This is a genomic window from Streptomyces saintjeani (assembly GCF_055409605.1).
The window spans coordinates 93,796-116,157 of the sequence record NZ_CP189624.1 but is presented as its reverse complement, the minus strand read 5'-3'; the positions used below and the strand labels follow the sequence as shown (position 1 = coordinate 116,157).

The window sequence follows — 22,362 nt, the reverse complement described above, 5'->3', positions numbered from 1 at the left end:
CGGGCGCCGGAGAAAATCGTTGGTGCGGCCGGGAGTTGCCCGCCACCATGACGCGCATGAGCGACACTCCCGAACGATGGACCCGGGCGACCGTCTACCCCGACATGTGGGTCGACCCGGACGACGACCCCCGCGAGGGCGACAGCCCGGAAGGGGAGCTGGCGACCCTGCTGGACTACCTCTCGGCATACCGCCACACCCTGCGGATGAAGTGCGAGGGCCTGACACCGCAACAGCTCGCGGAGCGCTCGGTTCCCCCGTCGACGATGTCCCTGCTCGGCCTGGTCCGCCATCTCGCCGAGGTGGAGCGCGACTGGCGGGGCTGGATCGGGGAACCCCTGCCCAAGCTGTACGGCGCACGCGACGCCGACTTCGACGGCGCCGTGGCCGACCAGGCCGTGGTGGACGCCGCGCACGCCGACCTGGCACGCGAACAGGCCGCGCTCGACGCGGAGTTGGCCGCGTTCACGGATCTCGGGCAGCGGGCGGGGAAGCGGGGGATCGCGATCCGGGAGCTGATGGTCCACCGGATCGAGGAGTACGCACGGCACTGCGGGCACGCGGATCTGCTGCGGGAGAGGGTGGACGGGCGGGTCGGGCAGTGAGCGGGACGGGCCTGCTGGACCGTCGCACCGACCGGGGCCGCGACCCCGGCGAGAGCGGTCGCCACCGGCGTCAGACATTTCCGACCGACTTTCGGAAAGAGTTCCGAAAGTTTCGGGGCGCCGGTGATATCAGGGGCGCCGAACGGCCCGCGTCCCTACGATGAAGAGCTGAGACATCCGTTCGGCCGGTTCGACGGGGAGCCGGCCGGGTCGCCGATGCCGGGGACCGCTCCCCAGGTGTGGTGATCTTCCTGATCAGGAGGGGTACCGCATGTTCCGACGTATGGGCGACACGGTCGTCCGGCATCCGGTCTGGACGATCGTCGCGTGGCTGATAGCGGCGGTCGCGATCGCCGCGACGGCCCCGAGTCTGCCGTCCAGCAGTGACGAGTCCAGTTTTCTGCCCAGGAGTTATGAGTCCATCAAGGCCGCGGACCTCCAGGAGAAGGCGTTCCCCAGCGCCTTCACCCCGTCCGCGATCGCCCTGTTCCAGCGCGACGACGGCGGCAGGCTGACCGCCGCCGACAAGCGGGACGTCACCCGGATCACCGGGGAGCTGGGCGCGAAGAAGATCGACCAGGTGCAGAAGGTCGTCGAGGGCCGGCCCTCCGAGGACGGCCGGTACACGATGACCCTGGTCCAGATGGACAGCAGGAACGCCGGCCAGCCGAAACAGGCGGACGCGGCGAAGATCCTGCGCGACGACGTCAAGGCCCTCGCCCGGGGCACGGACCTCCAGGTCAAACTGGGCGGCTCGGCCGCGCAGGCCCTCGACCAGCAGGACTCCTCCCAGCGCGGTGAGGCGCTCATCGGTATCGGCACGTTCGTGATCATCCTGGTCACCCTGCTGATCATCTTCCGCGCGCCGATCCTGGCGATCCTCCCGCTGATCCTGATCGGCATCGTCGCCGCGATCGCCAACGCGCTCATCGCGCACGCCACGAAGCTCTTCGACCTCCAGGCCAACAGCTCGATCTCGTCGATCCTCATCGTCGTGCTGTTCGGCGTGGGCACCGACTACTTCCTGTTCCTGATGTTCCGCTACCGAGAACGCCTGCGCGCCGGTGACGAGCCCAAGCAGGCCATGGTCAACGCGGTAGCCCGGGTCGGCGAGGCCATCGCGTCGGCGGCCGGCGCCGTCATCATCGCGTTCCTCGCGCTGTCCCTGTCCACGCTGGGCTTCCTCAAGCAGATGGGCCCCGCGCTCGCCATCGCGGTCACCGTCACCCTCATCGCGGGCCTCACCCTGATCCCGGCGGTCGTCTCCCTCATCGGGCCGCGGATCTTCTGGCCCTCCAAGTCCTGGCAGCACGAACCCTCGGACGCCCGGTTCGCCGCGCTCGGCCGGGGCGTGCAGCGCAGGCCCGCGCTGACCGCCGCGCTCTCCGGGCTCGTCCTGGTCGCGCTCTCGCTCGGCACGCTCGGCTACAAGGCGACCTTCGACCTGGCCTCGGGGTCCATGCCGAAGACCAAGGAGTCGATGGTCGTCCAGGACGAGATGGGCAAGGCGTACTCGGCGGGCGCCGCCGCCCCGACCGACGTCTACCTCTCCAGCACCGACGGCCGCCCGCTCGACAAGTCGGCCTTCGCGTCGTACGCCGAGAAACTCGGCGCCGTCGACGGGGTCGCCGGCGCCAGGATGACGCAGACGAACACGGACGGCACCACCGCGGACTTCACCGTCACCCTCAGGTACGAGGCGTCGACCGACAAGGCGCTGGAGGCGGTGGGCAAGGTGCGGTCCGTCGCGCATGACGAGGCGCCCGAGGGCACGAAGGCCCTGGTGGGCGGCCTGTCGTCGATCTACAAGGACATCCAGGCGGCCGTGAACCGCGACTACCGCACGGTGTTCCCCGTCGCCGCCCTCCTGATCATGGTCATCCTGGGGCTCCTGCTGCGCAGCGTCGTCGCCCCCTGGTACCTGATCGCGTCGGTGGGACTCGGGTTCGGCGCGACCCTCGGCGCCACGGTCTGGATCTTCCAGGACATGCAGGGGCACTCGGGGCTGATGTTCATGCTCCCGGTGATCATGTACCTGTTCGTCGTCGCCATCGGCACCGACTACAACATCCTCATGATCGCCCGGCTCCGCGAGGAGGCCCGCGAGGGCCGCAGTCCCCGCGAGGCCGCCGGGATGGCCCTGCGCCACGCCGGGCCGACCGTCGCAGCGGCCGGGTTCATCCTCGCCGCGACCTTCGCGACGATGATGCTCGCGGGCAACGCCCTCCTCACGGAGATGGGTTTCGCGGTCTCCTTCGGTATCGCGGTCGCCGCGTTCGTCATGGCGATGTTCTTCACGCCCAGCCTGACGGCGCTCATCGGCCACGCGGCATGGTGGCCGGGCCACGCCGACCGCGCGGCCACCCCGCCGTCGGACCCCGGCCGCACGGGCGCCACCCCCGTCCGCGACACGGCGGGACGGCGCGAGTAGCGGGACGCATCGAGCCCCGGGTGCTGGGTACCCGGGGCCGATGAACGTGACGAGTGTGGGTACGGCGGCCGTCGTCCTGTGCGGCCTGCTCCTGACCGCCGCCCTGGTGTGGGCCGTACGGTTCGGCACCCGGGTGCGCAGGCGCGAACAGGCACCGGGCCGGCTCCCGCCCCAGGAACCGGCCCGGCGGCCGGTCGACGAGTCCGAGCACCGGCAGACGAGGGAGCCGAACGAGGTCCCCCGGCTCCCGGACGACGCTTCCCGGCCCACCCCGCACGACCTCGGCAACGCCCCCGACCGGCCCGGCAGGCACCGGGGCCGGTCACGCTGGTGAGCCTCAGGCGTCGCCGTCGAGGTCCGTGCGCTGCCGTACGACGCTCAGCTCGTGCCCCTGGAGCCGCATCTCGTACAGCTTGCCGCGCGCGTTCTCGAACGGGCGGTGCAGGATCATCATCAGCTCGCCCTCGAAGGTGCGGAACAGCATCCCGTGACCGCTGTCCTCGCGGACCAGGGGGCGCCGCTGCGTCCACGGGCCGGTGAGGTCGCCGGACCCGGAGACGGCGTACGTCTGGACGTAGTCCCCGGAGAGCGAGCCGTCCGCGCCGGGGACGTTCTTCTCGTACGTCGACCACAGCATGAGGAGCGCGCCGTCGGGGGCGCGGATCAGCTGGGGGCCGTCGGTGATGTACGGCGGCAGGCGGTACGGCAGTCCGGCGGGGATCTGCTCGTTCAGCCAGGACGCGTCCGAGCCCCGGAAGAGGTGGACCGGGTCGCCGACCGTGCCGGACAGGTCCGGGGTGAGACGGATCGCCTCCATCGTGCCGTCGACGGTCTGGAGCCATTCGTGCGCGTACACCATCCACGGCTGCCCCGCCGGGTCGACGTACAGCGTCCCGTCGAGCGCCATCAGGTGCTCGGGAGTCGTCGGCCGGGACGGGTCGAGGAGCGTGAAGGGGCCCAGCGGGGAGTCGGACACGGCGGTGACCGTGCCGCGCATGTACGTCCCCTCCGCGAGCCGCCGCTCCTCGTTGTGCAGCGTCGTGAACAGGTAGTACCGGCCCGCCCGTTCGTGCACCTCGGGCGCCCACGCGCCGTCGGTCGCCCAGCCGCCCTCCTGCTCGGCGGCGAGGAAGACGACGACCGGCGGCGCCCAGTCACGCAGGTCCGTACTGCGGTAGACCATCGTCCCGGCGCCGTCCACGCCCGACACGGACGGCTCGTTGGACGTGTACAGGTGGTAGGTGCGGGACGTCGCGTCGGCGACGACGTACGGATCGTGCAGCGGCATGCCGGGCAGCCGCATCGGTTCGGTGGTCACGGGCGGAGGATACGTTCGCCGCCGGTGCGCGAACCACGCGGGTCAGCGCGACAGTTCGAGGATCTGCCCGGCCAGGTCGAGGGACTGGTCCACGCTCTGGTCGACCAGATAGCCGAGGTCCACGAAGACGTGGTCGACGACTGTCTCGTCCTCGGTGCGGCGGACGACGTCCGCGATGTCCCGCGGCGTCGACCCGGCCGCCGCGTTGATCCGCAGGATCGCGTCCACCTCCATCGGGTCGCGGCCCTGCGCCTCGGCCAGCGCGCGGACCTGCTGGAGCTGCGCGGTGACGGCCGCCTCCGGGTCGTAGCTTCCGCCGGGCACCACCATCGCGACCGGCAGGACACCGTCGGCCCGGCGGGCGGCGCGGCGCTGCGAGGCGGGGGAGAACGCGGAGAGGTAGACCGGCGGCCGGGGGTTCTGCACCGGCTTCGGGCCGATGTGGGCGGCCGGGATGGAGTGGTGCGGGCCGTCGTGCCGGGGGACGGGGGCGGTCGTCCACACCGCCTCCAGGACGTCGAGGCACTCGTCCAGGCGCGCGCCCCGCTCCTTCCAGGGGACGCCGACACCCTCGTACTCGTCCGGGGACCAGCCCGTGCCGAGTCCGGCGACCAGGCGGCCCCGGCTCACCACGTCGATACCGCTCAGCGAACGGGCCAGCAGGAGGGGCGGATACCAGGGGGCGATCAGGGTGCAGGTGCCGAGCAGCGCGTTCTCGGTGACCGCGGCGGCCACGGACAGGGCGACGAACGGGTCCAGCGCGGAGTTCAGCTCCGGGGGGATCGTGTTGCCGGTGCCGCCGTAGCCGACGACCGGGTCGACCGCCGCGAGCACCCGGTCACCGACCCACAGGCTGCCGGCGCCGAGCGCCTCGGCCTCCCGGGCGAAGCGGGCCATCTGGTCGAACTGCCGGTCCATCGTGGCGAACTGGGGGAGTGAGAAACCTGTGCGCACGTGCTCCTCCTGTGATCGGCACCGAAAGGTGACGTGTCATCCTGTTGAGCGCTGTCCAGCGTAACTCCGGTGCGGTCGGGAGCAGTTGGCCGCCCGGTCGGGGGCCGGGAAACGGCCTGTTCCCGTCGGCGGGCGTCCGGATCCGGTCAGGCGTCCACGGGGTGCCGTACGGGGTGGCCGTGCTCGACCGTGACACGGCCGAAGACCACGTCGGCGAAGTGGACGCCGAACCCGATCGTGCCGGGCCCGGCGAGTGGAAGGCGTCACCGAAGGCGATCACCCGCTGCCCGCCCGCTTCGACGACGCAGGCGGTGTGGGCCGCCGTGTGACCGGGGGCGAGCAGCGCACGGACACCGGGGAAGATCTCCTCGCCGTCGGTGACGGTGCGCACGCGCGGGTCCAGGGCTTCGAGCGGGTCCTGACGGCGGGTCCACTCGGACGCGGCGACCAGCACACGCGACGTCAATCCGGTGTGCGGGTCAGAGGGCGAGCAGCCCGGCGGCCGTCTCGCGGAAGCCGCAGGCGTCGTAGAACGCGCGGAGGGGTTCCTCGAAGTCGACGTGCAGCCAGGCGCAGCCGGCGGCGCGGGCCTTCTCCGCGGCGGTGGCGACGAGGGCGGTACCGATGCCCTGCTCGCGGCAGTGCCGGGCGACCACCGTGTCCAGGAGGAAGGCGTGGGTGCCGCCGTCCCAGGCGACGTTGACGAATCCCACGAGGGTGCCGCCGTCGTACGCGCAGACCCAGCCGAGGCTGTGGCGGGTCAGACGCTCCGCCCAGTCGGTCCCGGAGGCGGGATGGCCGAAACCGTCGGCGTGCAGCGCGTCGAGAGCGGCGTTGTCGAAGGGGCCCCGCCAGGCGTACGTGATCGTCATGCCGGGATCGTAGACGGGCCGCCCCTCAGGAACGGGGCTGCATCCCGGCGGACTCGACGTCCTCGGCGGCCTGCGCGAGCAGGGCCAGCATCGCGGACTCGGCGCGGGCGGGGTCCTGTTCGCGGACCGCGTCGAGGACCGCGCGGTGGCTGGGGACGGGGTCGACCACGTCGGCGTGCGCGTGGGCCATGCGATCCCGTTCCCGCAGGCCGGGTTCCAGAAGGAGGTCCATCCGCGCGAGCAGCTCGTTGCCGGTGGCGGTCAGCAGCGCACGGTGGAACGCCGCGTCCGCCTCGGCGGCGGCGTCGCCCCGCGCCCGCCCCATCGCGTCGAGGGCCGCGTCGAGCGCGGTCAGGTCCGCGTCCGTACGGTGCAGCGCCGCCCGGCGTGCGGCGGCGGGCTCGACGATCGCGCGGACGTCGGTGAGATCACGGAGCAGCCGGTCGCCGTCACCCGTCTCCATGCGCCAGCGGATCACATCGGCGTCGAGGAGGTTCCAGTGCGCCCGCTCCCGGACGAACGTGCCCCGCTTCTGCCGGGCGTCGATCAGCCCCTTCCCGGCGAGCACCTTCAACGCCTCCCGCATCACGGTCTGGCTGACATCCAACTCGGCGCCGAGCGCGCCCACTTCCAGCGTCGCGCCCACAGCGATCCCGCCGCCCACGATGCGCGCCCCCAGCGCGTGGACGACCTGACCGTGCACACCCCGGCCCGAGTAGGCCGCCATGTCCCCCCACGCCCCTTCAGCGGATCGCGCTGCCGGACGGCGCGTCCAGCAGGGCGAGTTCGTCCCGGTGCGGCAGCCCTTCCCAGTCCCCGCGCGAGGCCACCGCGAACGCCCCGACGACAGCCGCCCGGCGCAGCCGCTCACCCGGCGCCAGCCCGTCCAGCAGCCCGGAGAGATACCCCGCGCAGAACGCGTCCCCGGCCCCGACGGTGTCCACCACCGGTACCGCGAACGCGGGTTGACGCAGCCGGCCACCGGCGGCCGTATACAGATCGGCCCCGTCGCCACCCCGCTTGACGACCACCTCCCGCACCCCACCGGCCAGCAGCTCGCCGATGTCGTCGGCGATCAGGGGCAGTTCGTCGTCCGAGGCGACCAGGACGTCGACCTGCCCGCGCAGTCGACGCAGGCACTGTGCCGCCGCGTCCCGACTCCACAGCCGCGCACGGTGGTTGACGTCGAGGACGACGGTCCAGCCGTACGCGCGGGCGTGCTCGACGGCCGCCGTCACCGCGTCGCCCGCACCGATCGCGCAGGTGATGCCGGTGACGTGCAGCAGCCGCGCCCCGTCGGCCAGCGCGGCGGCGAGGTGCGCCGGTCGCTGCCGGGAGGCCGCGGACCCCGTACGCCAGTAGTGCACGCGGCTCACGTCACCCACGAGACGCTCCCGCAGCATAGCCCCCGTCGGCGCCTCGGGGTCGGTCGTGGCGTGCCGGACGTCGACACCCTCCCCGCGCAGCGCCCGCAGGATCACCCGGGCCGGTTCGTCCGCGCCCAGCCGCCCCGCCCAGGAGACGCGGTGACCGAGCCGGGCGAGCCCCACGGCGACGTTCGACTCGGCCCCGGCGACCGACGTACGGGCGGCGGCGCCCACGGTCAGCCCGCCCTCGGCCTGGAGCGACACCATCGTCTCGCCGAAGGTCAGGACGTCGGCGCTCATGCCGCCACCTCGCGGAACCGCCGTACGCGCGACCGGAGTTCACCGAGGTCGCCCCCGTGCGCCGCGTCCCCCACGAGGGGCGAGCCGACGCCGACGGCGAGGGCCCCGGCCGCGAACCACTCCGGCACGGAATCGGCGTCCACGCCGCCGACCGGGACCACCGGCAGGTCCGGGAACGGGTCCTTGAGGGCCCGCAGATAGGCCGGGCCGCCCAGCGAGGCGGGGAACAGCTTCACCGCGCTGGCCCCGGCCGCCATCGCGGCGTACGCCTCCGTCGGCGTCAACGCGCCCGCGAGGACGGGGAGTTCCTGCTCCACGGCGGCGTGGACGCCCTCGCCCAGGACCGGCGTGACGATCCAGGACGCGCCCGCGTCCCGGGCGCGCAGCAGATGGTCCCGGGTGACGACGGTGCCCGCGCCGATCAGGGCGTCGCCGCCCGCCGCACGGACCGCCCGCGCGATCACCCCGTACGCGTCCGCCGTGTTGAGGGAGACCTCGACGAGGCCGACGCCCTCCTCGACGAGGGTCAGGACGGTACGCAGCGCGGCGTCCGCCGACCGGCCGCGCACGATCGCGGCGAGGCGGTCGTGGGCCAGGCGGGCGGTGAAGTCGGTGGGAGACACACGCGGTATTAAATAATAATTAACGGTCACGGCCAAGAGTCGCCCGGGAACGGCGAGGGCCCCGCCCCGGCCCGAACCTCGGACCGGAAGCGGGGCCCCGCCGGGACTCAGCGCTGCTCTGCGATGTCCACATCGGCCGCCTTGAACTTCGCCGGCGCCTTCTTGCCGCAGAACGCCGCCTCCAGCGTCCCGCCCAGCGCCGTGTTCGCGGACCCCTTGTTCGACGTGTTCGCCATCGCCGACAGCGCCCGCTTCCCGTCCTTCGTCGCGAACGTGTACGTGTAGAAGCCCTGGACGGTGCCGGTGTGCCCGAACACCTGGACCCCGCAGGTCAGGTCGTACCGCCGCAGCCCCAGCCCGTAGAAGCGCGTGTTGGTCGTGTCGGTCGGCGTGACCGTCCGCATCGCGTCCAGCATCTGCGGCGACAGCAGCTTGCCCCGCATCAGCGCCGTCGTGAACGTGTTGAGGTCGGCCGGGCTGGAGATGACCGCCCCGGCGGACTGCGCCCAGGACACCGTCTGCTCCGTCGAGTCGACCAGCGGCGCGCCCGCCTCGTCCGGGTGCAGGTACCCGCGCACGTGGAAGCCGGGAATCTTCGTCTCGGGGTGGACGTACAGCGTGTCACGCAGCCCCAGCGGCTTGAAGATCCGCTTCTCGTACTGCGCGGCGACCGGCGTCCCCGTCAGCTTCTCGATGAGCATCCCGACGACCACGAAGTTCGTGTTGGAGTACCGGTACGACACCCCCGGCTCCGTGGTCCGGGGCAGCGCCAGCGACAGGTCCAGCAGCTCCTGGTAGCTGAACACCCGGTTGCGGACGGCCTCGAAGCCCGGGACGGTGTGCTCGAACATGTCGTCCGTGTAGTCCGCGAGCCCGCTGCGGTGCGTCAGCAGGTTGCGCACCGTGATCCGGTCGTCCGGCAGCAGGCCCGGGAGGTACTCGTTCACCGGCGCGTCCAGCGTCAGCCTGCCCTCCTGGACGAGCTGGAGGAGGACCACGCTGGAGAACGTCTTGCTGACGCTCCCGATCCGGAAGCGCGCGTGGATGTCCATGGGAGCGCCCGACTCCCGGTCGAGGACGCCGGCGGTGCGGACCTGGACGCCGGACGGGCCGACGAAGCGGGCCATCGCGCCGGGCGCGCCCTGGGCCATGGCCGCCTTGAGGGCGGTCTCCACGCCCTCCATGTCAGCGGCGGGAACGGTGGGGGACGGAGCGGCGTACGCGCTGGTGGCGGGCAGGACTCCGGTGGTGAGAGCGGCGATCAGGGTGGCGCCGGTGATGAGGCGTCGTGCGTGCGACAACGTGGTTCCTTGTCTCGTCGGTGAGGATCGGCGGTGGGGAGACACCTCACAAGAGGCACAAGATCCACCGATCGGTTCCGACGGCGCACAGATTTCTCACAACGTCACCCCGACGCCGCCCGTCAGGTCACGCGGACGCGCAGGCGGTCCCGTTCAGACTGAACCCCGAGGGCGCCGCGAACGATCCGCTGTAGGTCCCCTGGAACCCGAACGACTGCGTGCCGCCCGGCGCGATGGTCGCGTTGTGCGCCACCGGCGCCGCCGTCACCGACCCCGAGGACGGCGACACGGACGCGTTCCACGCACTCGTGATCTGCTGCCCCGACGGCAGCGCGAACGCCAGCCGCCAGTCCGTGACCGGCGCCGAACCCGTGTTGCCCACCGTCACGTTGGCCGTGAACCCGCCCGCCCACACGTTCGTCGCGTACGTCACCGAACAGGCCGTACCGCCACCGGGATTGCCCGGCCCGCTGCCCGTGTTCACGCTGGACGAGAAGGAGTTGACGGCGAGACCCGTACCGTTCTGCCACGGCTCGAACCCGGCCTGCACACTCGTCAGGTACCAGTTGTTCTGGGCCAGTCCGCGCGAGACCGTCTGCCGTACGAAGTCCATGACGTCGAAGCTCCAGCTGCCGATGGCCGACGGCGCGACGAACGACAGCACGTCGTTCGTACCGTTCCCGCCCTGCCACATCTGCCAGCTCCGGCCGCCCACCGTCACGTTGCCGACCGGCGACCCGATCGGCTGGACCGACCCGACCCGGTTGAACCAGATCATGATCTCCGTCCGGTTCACCCCGTCCTTGCGGGGCGTCGGGTCGAGCCAGATGTCGTACGCGGCGTCGTACACCGAGTCCGACACGTACCCGAACGAGACGCTGCTCGGCGCGCTGGAGATCCGGGACAGCTGCGCGGGCAGGCTGGTCCCGGGCGAACAGTTCGTGTAGTGGCAGCCGTTGAAGACGGACGGGTACGACTTCGGCGCCCCGTTCGTCGGCACCGAGCCGTCGGCCCGGGTCACCCGGAACCCGGAGTCGGTGGCGGTGACGCACTGCGTCTGGGACGTGCCCCACCGGTTGTTCTGGACGACGTAGCGCCCCTGGATCGTGGTGCTCGCGAACTCGTCGCACAGCACGGTGTCGGCCTGCGCCGACGGGGTCATGGTGAAGAGCGCGGCGACGGTGACCAGCGCGGTCATCAATGCGCCGAGCAGGGGGAAGTGGGGGAAGTGCGGTGACGGTCGCATGCGGGGCCTCTTTCGGAGGTACGGCCGGAGACAGGACACCGATCCTGGGAACCCCCGCCTCCGCACCCGGTGGGAGCGCTCCCATAGCGTGTTGGTCGGGACTATAGGGGGCCCCGCTGCCCCTGTCACCCCGTCGAACGGAATTCGACCCCGGGCCCTCAGGCGTGCGACCGCAGATGTTCCCTCAGCCACTGCTCGGTGTTGCTCACGTGCAGCAGCGCGGCGGCCTGGCTGAGCCCGGCGTCGCGGGTGGACAGGGCGGCGTAGATCGCCTCGTGCTCGGCGAGGGTGCGGCCCGAGGCCCGGTCGTCGACCAGCCCGCGCCAGATCCGGGCGCGCAGGGTGCGGCCGGAGATGCCCTCCAGGAGGGTGAGCAGCGTGTCGTTGCCGGTGGCCGTGACGACCGCGCGGTGGAAGGCCGCGTCGTGCGCGTTGAGCTGCTCGACGTCGTCGCGGGCCTCCCGCATCGCCTCCAGATGCCGCTTCACCTCGGCGAGTTGCGGGTCCGAGATGCGGGTCGCCGCGAGCGCGGTGGCGGCCGGTTCCAGGAGGCGGCGCACCTCCATGAAGTCCTTCAGGGCCGCCGAGTCGCCCTGGAGCAGCTCGACCGCGCCGCCGAGGCCCTCCAGGAGGAGGCTCGGCTGGAGGCTGGTGACGTACGTGCCGTCGCCCCGGCGGACCTCCAGGACCCGGGCCACGGCCAGCGCCTTGACGGCCTCGCGGGCGAGGTTGCGGGAGAGGCCGAGCTGGGCGGCGAGGTCGGGTTCCGGCGGGAGCTTCGAACCGGGGGGCAGCGCGCCCGTCCGGATCAGCTCGCGGATCTGCGCGATGGCCCTGTCCGTCAGCGACATTCCGCTTCCCTCCCGTTGATCCCCTCGCCCGATGATAGTGCCGTCAAACATGCGATGTCTGGCGGTCCACATGATGGCCGAAACCAGCAGAAAAGCTGTCAACTTCCTTTGAATGAACGATGATTCATCCCTTCAAACCCGTTGACACGCCCCCGCCGCAGGAACGACCTTCGTGCGTAACAGACCCCCGGAACAGGGATGTGCACATGTCGAACTCGTTCAACAGGCGCCGCTTCCTGGCCGGTTCCACTTGCGTGGCCGCCGCCGCGGTCGCGGGCGGAGTGTTCGGTCCCGGCGTCGCGCAGGCCGCGCCGGGCACGTACACCCCCGACTGGGACTCGGTCGACCGGCACCCGGCGGCCCCGGAGTGGTTCCGGGACGCGAAGTTCGGGATCTACTTCCACTGGGGCGCGTTCAGCGTCCCCGCGTACGACAACGAGTGGTACCCGCGCAACATGTACGAGACCGGCAGCCGCGCCAACCTCCACCACGTCGCCACCTACGGCGAACCCGCGGCCTGGCCCTACCACCACTTCGTCACCGGCGACGACGACGCGGCGGGCCGCCCCGCGAAGTTCGCGCCGAAGCTCAGGTCGGCGGGCGGAAAGTTCGACCCCGAGGAGTGGGCGCGGCTCTTCGCCGACGCGGGCGCCCGGTTCGCCGGGCCGGTCGCCGAGCACCACGACGGGTTCTCCATGTGGGACAGCCAGGTCAGCGAGTGGAACTCGGTGGACCAGGGACCGGGCCTCGACCTCCTGCGGATCTTCTCGGACGCCGTGCGCGCCGAGGGCCTCAAACTGCTGGTGGCGATGCACCACGCCTACAACTTCACCGGCTACTACGAGAACGTCCCCCCGCAGAGCGACGCGAGCCTCCGCAAGTTCTACGGCCAGCTGGGCCCGGCCGCCGAGAACCAGCTCTGGTACGACAAGCTCAAGGAGGTCATCGACCGGGCCCACCCGGACATCCTCTGGCAGGACTTCAACCTGACGGCCGTCGACGAGACCCGGCGCCTCGACTTCCTCGCCTACTACTACAACCAGGCCGAGAGCCGGGGCCAGGAGGTCGTCGCCACCTACAAGGACGGCATGAACGGCAAGGGCGAGGTCTTCGACTACGAACGCGGCGGCCCCGCCGACCTCACCGCCCCCTACTGGCTGACCGACGACAGCATCTCCAGCAGCAGCTGGTGCTACACCGAAGGCATCGGCTACTACACCGTCCAGGAGATGCTCCACTCCTTCCTCGACCGGGTCAGCAAGAACGGCAACGTCCTGCTGAACATCGCCCCCCTGTCCGACGGCACCATCCCGCAGGCCCAGCGGGACATCCTGCTCGGCATCGGCGACCACCTGCGCCGCTTCGGCGAGTCCGTGTACGCGACCCGGGCCTGGACCGCGTACGGCGAGGGCCCCACCAAGATGGGCGGCGGCTCCTTCACCCGGCCGCACGCCGGGACCGCGCAGGACATCCGCTTCACCCGCGACAAGGCGGGCCGCGTCCTGTACGCGACCGTCCTCGGCTGGCCCGGCGACTCCCTCACGATCACCACGCTCGGCAGCGACCGCATCGACCTCTCGACGCTGGCCTCCACACAGCTCCTCGGCACCGACGCCGGAACCTACCTCGACCTGCCCGCCCCGGCGCAGGGCCCCGCCGGACTGCGCGTCACCCTGCCCGCGACCGCCCCCTACAGCGCGGGCGCCTACGTCCTCAAGCTCACCTTCTCCGGCCCGCTCCCCAGCCTGCGCCCCCTCTCCGGCGCCGTCGCCCACCAGGACCGGGCCGCCGCCGTCCTCCCCGTCGGCGACTACACGGCGCAGGCCCTGACCGCGTCCGGGCTGCGTCCCGGTGACCTCACCTCCGTACGCCTGGCCCCCGGCTTCCAGGTGACCGGCTACTCCGGGGACGACTTCACGGGAACCTCCCGGACCGTCACCACCGACACCTCCGGCCTCCGAGCCGGCTCCCTGAAGGTCCAGTTCGTCCCGTCGGCGTACCTCAGGATCACCAACGTCACCAGCGGCCTCGCCCTCGACAGCGGCGGCGACGTCGCCTCGGGGTCCGGCCTCAAGCAGTGGACCTGGGACGGCAGCCCGAACCTCCAGTGGCAGGCGGTCGAGGCCGGGGGCGGCTGGTACAAGCTGGTCAACCGGACCAACGGCATGGTCGTCGACGGCGGGGGCGCCACCACCGACGGCTCAGCCGCCCGGCAGTCCGCCTGGAACGGCTCCGCCGCCCAGCAGTGGAAGATCGTCCACCGGGGCGACGGCCGCCACTCGATCGCCAACCGCGCCACCGGCCTCGTCCTCGACGGCGGCGGCGCGGTCCCCTCCGGGTCGGCCACCAAGCAGTGGACGTACGGCACCAGCACCAACCTGCTCTGGACGTTCACCGCGCTCTGACCGCATCCCCACCGGTCGGCGGGGGTGCTCCCCCTGGCCGGGGGGATGACCGACGGCCCGCGACGCGCTGGGATGGGAGGGACGGACCAGAGCGCGAGGAGCAGGTGGATGAGCGGCGTCGGACCCGAGGCCACGGCGGAGAAACCGCCCGCACGGGAGACCTTGAAGGCGCTGCGCGCGTACGTCCGCCCGCACCGGTGGGCCGTTGCGCTCGGCCTGCTCCTCGCCCTCCTCGGCGCGGCGGGCGGGCTCGCGCAGCCGCTCGCCACCAAGGCGCTCCTCGACCGGCTGTCGGCGGGCGAGGGCGTCGCCGCGATCCTCCTCGCGCTGACCGCGCTGGTCCTGCTCGGCACGGCGGCCGAGGCGCTCGGCGCGTACGTGCTGGAGCGCACGGCCGAGTCGGTCGTCCTCGCGGCGCGCCGCTCCCTCGTCGGACGGCTGCTGCGGCTGCGGCTCGCCGAGGTGGAACGCGTCCCGCCGGGCGACCTCATGTCCCGGGTCACCTCCGACACGACGCTGCTGCGGGCCGTCACCACCCACGCGGTCGTCTCGGCGGCCACCGGCTCCGTCGCGTTCGTCGCCGCGCTCGCCTTGATGGCGGCCCTGGACGCCGTCCTGCTGGGCGTCACCCTCGGCGTGCTCGCGGTGATCGGCGGCGCCGTCGCCCTGGTCATGCCGAAGATCGCACGGGCCACCGAACGCGCCCAGGAGTCGGTGGGGGAGATCTCCACCGTGCTGGAGCGGGCCTTCGGCGCGTACCGCACCATCAAGGCGTCCGGCGCCGAGGAGCGCGAGACCGTCCGCGCGGAGGCGGCCGTACGGCGGGCCTGGCGGCACGGCGTACGGACCGCGAAGTGGTCGTCCGCAGCGGACGCCTCGGTCGGGCTCGCCGTGCAGCTGTCGTTCCTCGCGGTGCTCGGTGTCGGCGGGATGCGGGTGGCGTCCGGGGCGATCCCCGTGTCGACGCTGATGGCGTTCCTGCTGTACCTCTTCTACCTGATCGACCCGGTGTCCCGGCTGGTCGACGCCGTCACCGAGTACCAGGAGGGGGCCGCCGCGATCTCCCGGATCACCCAGGCCGAACGCCTCACCGTCGAACCCCGGGTCTCCCCGGCGAAAACCCCGCCCGCCGTGACGCCGGCCGCGCCGGTCCGCTTCGAGGACGTCTCCTTCCGGTACGGGCCCGGCCTGCCGCCGGTCCACGACCGGGTCAGCTTCGACATCCCGGCCACCGGACTCACCGCCTTCGTCGGGCCCTCCGGCGCCGGCAAGTCGACGGTGTTCGCGCTGCTGGAACGGTTCTACGAGGCGGACTCCGGTCGCGTCCTCGTCGACGGCACCGACGTACGGGACTGGTCCCTGCCCCACCTGCGCGCCGGCCTCGGGTACGTCGAGCAGGACACGCCCGTCCTCGCGGGCACCCTGCGGGAGAACCTCCTCTTCGCCGCGCCCGACGCGACGGACGACGACCTGCGGGACGTCCTGGCCCGCACGCGGCTCACCGGCCTCGTCGACCGGCTGCCGGACGGCCTCGACACGCCGGTGGGACACCGGGGTTCGGCCCTCTCCGGCGGCGAGCGCCAACGCGTCGCCATCGCACGGGCGTTGCTGCGCCGGCCCCGGCTGCTCCTCATGGACGAGGCGACGTCCCAGCTCGACGCCGTCAACGAACTCGCCCTGCGGGACCTGGTGGAGGAGACGGCTCGCGAGACGACGGTCCTGGTGGTGGCCCATCGGCTGTCGACGGTGATCCGTGCGGATCGGATCGTGGTGATGGAGGCGGGGCGGGTGCGGGCGGTGGGGACGCATGAGGAACTGCTCGCCGGGGACCGGTTGTACGCGCGGTTGGCGGCTACGCAGCTTCTGGCACCGGCGAGTTGACGGGGGCGGGGGCGGTGGGGCTCGCCTGGGCCGGGGAGTTCGCGTGGCCCGGCGGTGCTGTCGCGTGGCCCGGTGGTGCTTACGGCGACCGGCGGGCCCTGCGGAGTGCGGGGCCCGCCAGCGGGTGATCGTCAGCCGGTGATCAGGTGATGCAGACCAGCCCGAGCAGGCAGAGCCCGGCGGGGTCGGTGGCGTCCGAGGAGGTGCCCGATCCGGACGTTCCCGAGCCGGAGGTGCCGGACCCCGAAGTCCCCGATCCGGAGGTGCCTGACCCGGAGGCCCCCGAGCCCGAGGTGCCGCCCCCGGACGTACTGCCCCCGGAAGGCGACGGCGACGGCGTGGGCGTCGGTTCCGTCGCCGTGCCCGAGGTGCCCGGCGTCGTGGCGGTGCCCTGCGACCCGGTGGAAGGTGTCGGCGAGGAGGGAGCGGCCTGCCCCCGGTTCGCCGGGGCGCCCTGCGGCTGCGCGGCGGACTGCTCGCGCGGCATGTCCGGCGTGTGCACGGTCGGCGCGGAGTGCCCCGAGGCCCCCGTCGTACCGCTTGCCGCAGAGGAGCGGCCCGGCGTCGTGCCCGGCGTGGCCCGCTGCGCGTCGGACGCCGTCGTACCCGGCGTGTACTGGGTGATCTCCTCTTCGGCGACCCCCATCGTCTCCCGGTCCGGCGCGGACGCGGCCTGCGTGCGGGCCAGGGTCTGCCGGTTCATCGAGGCGACCGTGAGGCCCCCGCCGACCAGGGCGACCGCCGTGGCGACCAGGGCCCGGCGCTGGGTCTTCTTCCACCGCTCCCGCTGACGGCGGCGCGCGGCACGCCCGTCGGGGGTGGCAGCGGCGGCGTCGTACGGGGTGTCGGCGTCGTACGCGGTCTCGGCGGGATCGGCGTCGTACGCGGTGTCGTGCGGTGTCTCGGCGGGGAAGGCGTGCTGGACCTGTACCGCCGTGCTCGACGCGATCTGTGCGGGCGCTCCGCCGGGGAGCGGGGCGATGTCCGGGGCGTAGGCACCGCACCCGGGGCACACCAGGGCACCGTTGAGATGACGACGGCACGTGGAGCAGTAGTCCATCCGTGGCCTTCCTGACTCGACTGCGCCATCGGCTCGTTGCGCCGTGGCCTGGCTGCGTTCGCACGGGGGGCCGAACGGCGAGAACGCTAGCGAGCCTTTCGACAGGCCGTGCGCAGCCTGTGTGAAGCACTTGCGGAGATGCCGTTGGCATTGTCGGGACAGAGGCATAGGGAGGCGCTTACCGGATTCTCACATCGGGCGATACCCGTACTCCCTTGCCGCGTAAGGGAGTTGAACCGCCGACAGCCCCGCAGGCGCGGGTTCGGGCTCCGGTGCCGGCCCCGGGCCTGGGGGACGCCGCGCTCGCCGCGAGCGAGATCCTCGTCCGCTCAGTCGTCGCCGAGGTCCAGCGTGCCGTCGATGATGCCCAGCGCGACCTCGGCGGAGGTGCGGCCCTCGGCGAAGGCGCGTGCCCGCAACCGCAGGAGCGCCTCCTGGGCGTCGACGCCCAGCCGGAACATGGTCATCCCGGTGGCCTGGTGCACTTCCTCGCGGTCCGTCTCGGCTCCCGCCAGCCACGTCACGTCTCCTTCGGGGGCCGCATACGTGTGGTCCAGGGCGATCACGGCGAGTGCGACGGCGTCGGCGACCAGCAGGGCCGTCCGCACCTGCGCGTCGCTCAGTGAACCGGACGTCTCGCGGTAGAGGTCGAGGGTGCCGAGCGCGCCGGCCCCGCCTGCCAGCGGCAGCGAGAACGCGGCCTCCGCGCCCGCCTTCGCGGCCTGCACGCAGAACAGCGGCCAGCGCCGGTCGGCCGGGGGACGCGTCAGGTCGGTCGCGAACACGGGCGCCCGCAGCCGCACCGCCTCCATGCCGGGGCCCTCCCCGAGCGTGTACTGGATCTCCGCGAGCCGCGCCGCGACCGCGTCGCTCGCGCACAGCACGACCCCGAGGTCCGCGCTGTCGCCGAGCACCGACACCGACAGCCCCGAGGCCACCGGGAGCAGCGCGAGACACGCCCGGCCCAGCGCCTCCGGCACCTTTGACGCGGGCAACCCCCGCACCCCGGCGACGAGTTCGTGCGTGACACGGGCACGCTCGGCGTTCCAGTCGTCCTCGGCCATCCTCACCACCTGCCGGTCCACGCGATCTCGGCACCCCGGGTGTCCCTTCGGAGGCGAGGAAAACCGCAGTGGTACGGCTCCTTGGCCGAGAAGTCCCCCTTGGCGCACCCCTGGACCCCTTCCACACTGACCGGCAGTGCGGCGGAGCGGGGGGCGGATGGCCAGGCGGAGAGGGCGTCGGCAGAAGGTACGGCAGCGTCGGAGGGCGGCGCTCTGGGCGGGCGCCGCCGTCGCGCTCGTGGCGTGGCGCTGGCCCTGGCTGCTGCTGGCGCTCGCAGGGGTCGCGGTGGCCGGCGGCGCCGGATGGTTCCTGTGGGGCGCGCACCGGCGCGCCCGGCTCGGCGACCTCGCGTGGCGGCGCCACGAGCACCGGGTCGCCCTGGAGCGGTCCATGGCCGCCGTCGACGCCCTGACCTGGCAGGACTTCGAGCGGTACGTCGCCGAGCTGTGCCGGCGCGACGGCTGCACCGGCATCACCGTGGTCGGCGGCGCGGGCGACCTCGCGGCGGATGTCGTCGGCGCGCTGCCCGACGGGCGGCGTCTCGTCGTCCAGGTCAAGCACTACGCGCCCCACCGCAAGGTGCCCAGCGGGGACGTGCAGAAGTTCGTCGGGATGGCGTTCGCCGAGCACCGCGCGGAGGTCGCCCTGTTCGTGGCGACCTGCGAATTCAGCGATCCGGCGCGGGACCTGGCGGTCCGGCACAACATCGTCGCCCTCAACCGGGACCTGTTCGGCGCGTGGAACAACGGGGCCACGCTCAGCTCGCTGCTGCCGCTCGGGGGGAGCGGCGGGGGGCCTCGGCGGCAGCGCGCGGGGTGAAGAGGGGGCGCCGTATCGCCGCGAGCGTTCCGGGGGTGCTTTCCGGCCATACGGTGCACGCGTAGGTGCACTTCCCCCCACCTGTCTGATCTCATGACTGTCTGCCTAATGCTGACATGCCCATGGCCTTGGTGCCGGTAGGGTCACAAAAGGGGACATCCGCATGGACGGAAGCGCGTACGACATCAGCCGCAGGGGTTTCATCGGAGCGGGCGCCGGAGCAGGAGCCGCGCTGCTCCTGGCCACTCCCGCCGACGCGACCGCTCCCGGGAGAACGTTGTCATTCACGTCGGGCACCAACGCGGGCGTGACCGCCGCCCCCGACGGCCAGCGCCTGATCATCGAGGTCCAGGGCGTCCTGTGGTCCCTCCCGGGGACCGGCGGCACGGCCACGGCGCTGACCGAGGCGACCCTGGAGCCCACCCGCCCGGCCTGGTCCCCGGACGGCACGGCGGTCGCCTTCTGCGCCTACCGGGGCGGCGGCTTCCACCTGTGGACCATGGCCCCCGACGGCACCAAACTGAGGCAGCTCACCTCGGGACCGTGGGACGACCGGGGTGTCAGCTGGTCCCCGGACGGCAAGCACCTCGCCTTCTCCTCCGAGCGCGGCAGCAGCGACGTCACCGGCGGCTCGTACGACATCTGGACGGCCGAGGTCGCCACCGGCCGCCTCACCCGGCTGACGTCCACACCGGACGCCGAGGACTACGACCCGGCGTGGCACCCCGACGGCGACCGCATCCTGTTCGTCCGCGCGGAGAAGGGCGTCGCCCGCACGATCGCCTCGGTCCCGGCGACAGGCGGCGACGTCGGTGCCGTACGCACCGTCGACAGCGGCAGCCTCCTCGGGCCCGCCGTCGCGCGGGACGGGCGGCTCGCGTACGTGTGGCTGAGCGCGCCGACCGTCGCCGTCTACTCGCAGAGCGCCTCGCTCGTCGTGGACGGCACGGTCGTCTCGGGGGACGAGGACGTGTCGCCGCAGCCGCCGAGCTGGACGGCCGACGGGCGGCTCGTGTACTTCGCGGACGGCAAGGTCGTCCGGCGTACCGGCGCCACGAGGACCGTCGTGCCGTTCACCGCGCGCACCCCGGTGACCCGCACGCCCCGCCCCGGCAAACGGCGCGACTTCGACTCCACCGGCCGACGGGCCGTACGCGGCGTGCACTTCCCGGTGCTCGCGCCCGACGGCCGCTCGGTCGCGTTCTGCGCGCTGGGCGCCCTGTGGCACCTGCCGATCGGCGGGCGGCCCCGCGAACTGGTCGAGTCCGGCCCCACGCACTACGTCCAGATGCCGTCGTGGAGCCGCGACGGCCGCAGCCTCGTCTACGTCCACGACCGCGACGGCCTCGCCGCCGTCCACCGCGTCGACCTCGCCGACGGCACGGACACGGTTCTCGCGTCCGGCGGCCGGGTCAACCCCGCGCTCGCGCCGGACAGTTCACGGCTCGCCTGCCACGACGTCACCGGCAACCTCATCGTCGTCGACCTCGCCGACGGCACCGAGACACTGCTCGCCGCACCGCTCGGCGCGAACGGCCTTCCCGGCAGGCCGAGTTGGTCGCCCGACGGCCGCTATCTCGCGCTGTGCGACCGCAACCGGCTCAACCAGCGGTTCCGCGAGGGCTACAACGTCATCCGGATCGTCGACACCCGTGACGGCACGTCCCGTTCGTACCTGCCGAGCCCGCACGCCTCCCTCGCCGACCGCTACGACAGCGGCCCGGTCTGGTCGCCGGACGGCACGCACCTCGCGTACATCGCGGAGTCCGCGCTGTGGGTGCTGCCGGTACGGCCGGACGGCACTCCCGACGGCGAACCGCGCCGCCTCACCGACGACCCGGCCGACCACCCCTCCTGGTCCGGCGACTCCCGACGGCTGCTCCATCTCTCGGGCGCCGCACTGAAGTTGACCGGTGTCGACGGCACCGGAGGCCGGACCGTCCCCGTCCCGCTGCGCACCGCCCGCCGCCTCCCGCCCCGCACGGATGTCGTCCGCGTCCACGCGGGCCGTCTCTGGGACGGCACCGGGGAACGCGTCCGCGAGGACGTCGACATCGTGATCGAGGGCAACCGCATCACGTCCGTCGAACCCCACCGCCCGGCCCGCCCCGGGGAACGGCTCGTCGACGCGTCCCGGCAGACGGTCCTGCCGGGCCTGTGGGACGCCCACACGCACACCTACCAGAACATCTACGGCGGCCGGCAGAGCCGTCTGAACCTCGCCTATGGCATCACCAGCACCGCTTCCCTCGGCGGATTCGCCTACGAGCAGGCCCGGTTGAAGGAGGCGACCGACGGCGGCGCGCTGCACGGGCCGCGCCTGTTCACGACCGGCGAGCTGATCGACGGCAGCCGGGTCGCGTACAGCATGGGCCGCGCCCACGCCACGACGGACGGGGTGCGCCGCAGCCTCGAACGGGCCGGCGCCCTCGACTACGACTTCGTGAAGACATACGTCCGCGCGCCCGCCTCGACCATGGCCGAAGCCGCCCGCACAGCAAGGGAGTTGGGCGTCGCGGCGGGCAGCCACCTCCTCACGCCCGGCCGCCAGACGGGCCAGACCCTCACGACCCACCTGCTCGCCACCCAGCGCCAGGAGTACAGCCGGGCGGTGTCCCCGACCGGCCACTCCTACCAGGACGTCCACGAGATCTACCGGAGCGGCGAGTTCGCGCTGATCGTCACCCCGTTCGCCGCGCAGTACGTGCTGGGGGTAGACCCCGACCTCGCCCAGGACCCGAGGGTGACGAACCTGATGCCGCCGTGGGACGTCGCCACGGTCCGCAACGCGGCCCAGGCCGCGCCGACGCCGGACCAACTCCGGGGCCTGGGCATCGAGATGGGGATCTACCGCGGGGTCGTGGAGGAGGGCGGCACCCTCGCGCTCGGCACGGACGCGCCGCTCAACCCGATCGGCCTGCACGTCCACCTGTCGCTGCGCGCCCTGCACCGGTACGGCGGCTTCACGCCGGTCCAGGCGCTGACCAGCGCGACATCTGTCCCGGCTCGCGTGTTCGGGGTCGCGGACGATCTCGGGACCGTCGAGCCGGGGAAGCTGGCCGACCTCACGGCCGTCGACGGCAACCCGTTCGCCGACTTCGACGACCTGGTCCGCACGGCGTGGACGATGCGCGACGGCACCGTCCATCGCCCTGCGGACCTGCTCGACGACGAGGAGCGCACGCTGCATGCCGGGACGGACTGGCTCGCGGTGGGGGAGATCCTGCACCGGGACGGGTGCTGCGCGGGTTGACTCCCCGCTGG

19 protein-coding genes are annotated in these 22,362 nt (G+C 72.7%); 7 read left to right on the top strand and 12 right to left on the bottom strand.

Going from position 1 to position 22,362, the window contains the following annotated elements; translation table 11 throughout:
• The first annotated feature begins 47 nt into the window (after positions 1-47).
• The 3 genes from ACQCO7_RS00525 to ACQCO7_RS00515 all read left to right on the top strand — a co-directional run bounded on the left by ACQCO7_RS00525 (position 48) and on the right by ACQCO7_RS00515 (position 3,370).
• Complete coding sequence (locus ACQCO7_RS00525; RefSeq protein WP_464069849.1) at positions 48-605, top strand: DinB family protein; 558 nt, start codon at positions 48-50, stop codon at positions 603-605.
• A gap of 271 nt (positions 606-876) precedes the next feature.
• Complete coding sequence (locus tag ACQCO7_RS00520; protein ID WP_464069848.1) at positions 877-3,036, top strand: MMPL family transporter; 2,160 nt, start codon at positions 877-879, stop codon at positions 3,034-3,036.
• 40 nt (positions 3,037-3,076) lie between these two features.
• Positions 3,077-3,370 (top strand): DUF6479 family protein, encoded by a 294-nt coding sequence (locus ACQCO7_RS00515; protein WP_464069847.1) that lies wholly within the window; start codon positions 3,077-3,079, stop codon positions 3,368-3,370.
• 3 nt (positions 3,371-3,373) lie between these two features.
• Here ACQCO7_RS00515 and ACQCO7_RS00510 read toward each other — a convergent pair whose 3' ends face one another.
• From ACQCO7_RS00510 to ACQCO7_RS00465, 10 genes are all read right to left on the bottom strand, one after another.
• Positions 3,374-4,339 carry a glycoside hydrolase family 43 protein gene (locus ACQCO7_RS00510; RefSeq protein WP_464077121.1) on the bottom strand — a complete coding sequence of 322 codons (966 nt, stop codon included), beginning with the start codon at positions 4,337-4,339 and terminating at the stop codon, positions 3,374-3,376.
• A gap of 57 nt (positions 4,340-4,396) precedes the next feature.
• A complete protein-coding gene (locus tag ACQCO7_RS00505; protein WP_464069846.1) occupies positions 4,397-5,308 on the bottom strand; it encodes a TIGR03619 family F420-dependent LLM class oxidoreductase in 912 nt (303 codons plus the stop codon).
• Entirely contained in the window at positions 5,193-5,699 is a 507-nt protein-coding gene (locus tag ACQCO7_RS00500) for a hypothetical protein (RefSeq protein ID WP_464077120.1), read from the bottom strand. The genes ACQCO7_RS00505 and ACQCO7_RS00500 overlap by 116 nt, the downstream gene beginning before the upstream one ends.
• A gap of 88 nt (positions 5,700-5,787) precedes the next feature.
• On the bottom strand, positions 5,788-6,180 hold the full coding sequence (locus ACQCO7_RS00495; RefSeq protein WP_464069845.1) for a GNAT family N-acetyltransferase: 393 nt from the start codon (positions 6,178-6,180) through the stop codon (positions 5,788-5,790).
• 25 nt (positions 6,181-6,205) lie between these two features.
• Complete coding sequence (locus tag ACQCO7_RS00490; protein ID WP_464069844.1) at positions 6,206-6,907, bottom strand: FadR/GntR family transcriptional regulator; 702 nt, start codon at positions 6,905-6,907, stop codon at positions 6,206-6,208.
• A 16-nt stretch (positions 6,908-6,923) separates the two neighbouring features.
• Positions 6,924-7,847, bottom strand: a complete 924-nt coding sequence (locus ACQCO7_RS00485) for a sugar kinase (RefSeq protein ID WP_464069843.1) — start codon at positions 7,845-7,847, stop codon at positions 6,924-6,926.
• Positions 7,844-8,470 (bottom strand): bifunctional 4-hydroxy-2-oxoglutarate aldolase/2-dehydro-3-deoxy-phosphogluconate aldolase, encoded by a 627-nt coding sequence (locus ACQCO7_RS00480; RefSeq protein ID WP_464069842.1) that lies wholly within the window; start codon positions 8,468-8,470, stop codon positions 7,844-7,846. The genes ACQCO7_RS00485 and ACQCO7_RS00480 overlap by 4 nt, the downstream gene beginning before the upstream one ends.
• Positions 8,471-8,577: 107 nt before the next feature.
• Positions 8,578-9,771, bottom strand: a complete 1,194-nt coding sequence (locus ACQCO7_RS00475) for a serine hydrolase domain-containing protein (RefSeq protein WP_464069841.1) — start codon at positions 9,769-9,771, stop codon at positions 8,578-8,580.
• 127 nt (positions 9,772-9,898) lie between these two features.
• Positions 9,899-11,017, bottom strand: coding sequence for a glycoside hydrolase family 12 protein (locus ACQCO7_RS00470; RefSeq protein ID WP_464069840.1), 1,119 nt, complete (start codon positions 11,015-11,017; stop codon positions 9,899-9,901).
• A gap of 158 nt (positions 11,018-11,175) precedes the next feature.
• Positions 11,176-11,868, bottom strand: coding sequence for a FadR/GntR family transcriptional regulator (locus ACQCO7_RS00465; protein WP_409114247.1), 693 nt, complete (start codon positions 11,866-11,868; stop codon positions 11,176-11,178).
• Positions 11,869-12,074: 206 nt separating this feature from the next.
• On the opposite strand from ACQCO7_RS00465, the gene ACQCO7_RS00460 reads away from it, so the two are divergent.
• Entirely contained in the window at positions 12,075-14,273 is a 2,199-nt protein-coding gene (locus ACQCO7_RS00460) for an alpha-L-fucosidase (protein WP_464069839.1), read from the top strand.
• Positions 14,274-14,381: 108 nt separating this feature from the next.
• Complete coding sequence (locus tag ACQCO7_RS00455) at positions 14,382-16,154, top strand: ABC transporter ATP-binding protein (RefSeq protein ID WP_464069838.1); 1,773 nt, start codon at positions 14,382-14,384, stop codon at positions 16,152-16,154.
• A 142-nt stretch (positions 16,155-16,296) separates the two neighbouring features.
• Here ACQCO7_RS00455 and ACQCO7_RS00450 read toward each other — a convergent pair whose 3' ends face one another.
• The gene (locus ACQCO7_RS00450; protein ID WP_464069837.1) at positions 16,297-17,214 is read right to left on the bottom strand and encodes an SCO2400 family protein; all 918 of its coding nucleotides are present in this window, start codon (positions 17,212-17,214) and stop codon (positions 16,297-16,299) included.
• 329 nt (positions 17,215-17,543) lie between these two features.
• On the bottom strand, positions 17,544-18,278 hold the full coding sequence (locus ACQCO7_RS00445) for a GAF and ANTAR domain-containing protein (RefSeq protein WP_464069836.1): 735 nt from the start codon (positions 18,276-18,278) through the stop codon (positions 17,544-17,546).
• 157 nt (positions 18,279-18,435) lie between these two features.
• On the opposite strand from ACQCO7_RS00445, the gene ACQCO7_RS00440 reads away from it, so the two are divergent.
• The gene (locus ACQCO7_RS00440; protein WP_464069835.1) at positions 18,436-19,098 is read left to right on the top strand and encodes a restriction endonuclease; all 663 of its coding nucleotides are present in this window, start codon (positions 18,436-18,438) and stop codon (positions 19,096-19,098) included.
• A gap of 163 nt (positions 19,099-19,261) precedes the next feature.
• Positions 19,262-22,351 carry an amidohydrolase family protein gene (locus ACQCO7_RS00435; protein WP_464069834.1) on the top strand — a complete coding sequence of 1,030 codons (3,090 nt, stop codon included), beginning with the start codon at positions 19,262-19,264 and terminating at the stop codon, positions 22,349-22,351.
• Positions 22,352-22,362: the final 11 nt, after the last annotated feature.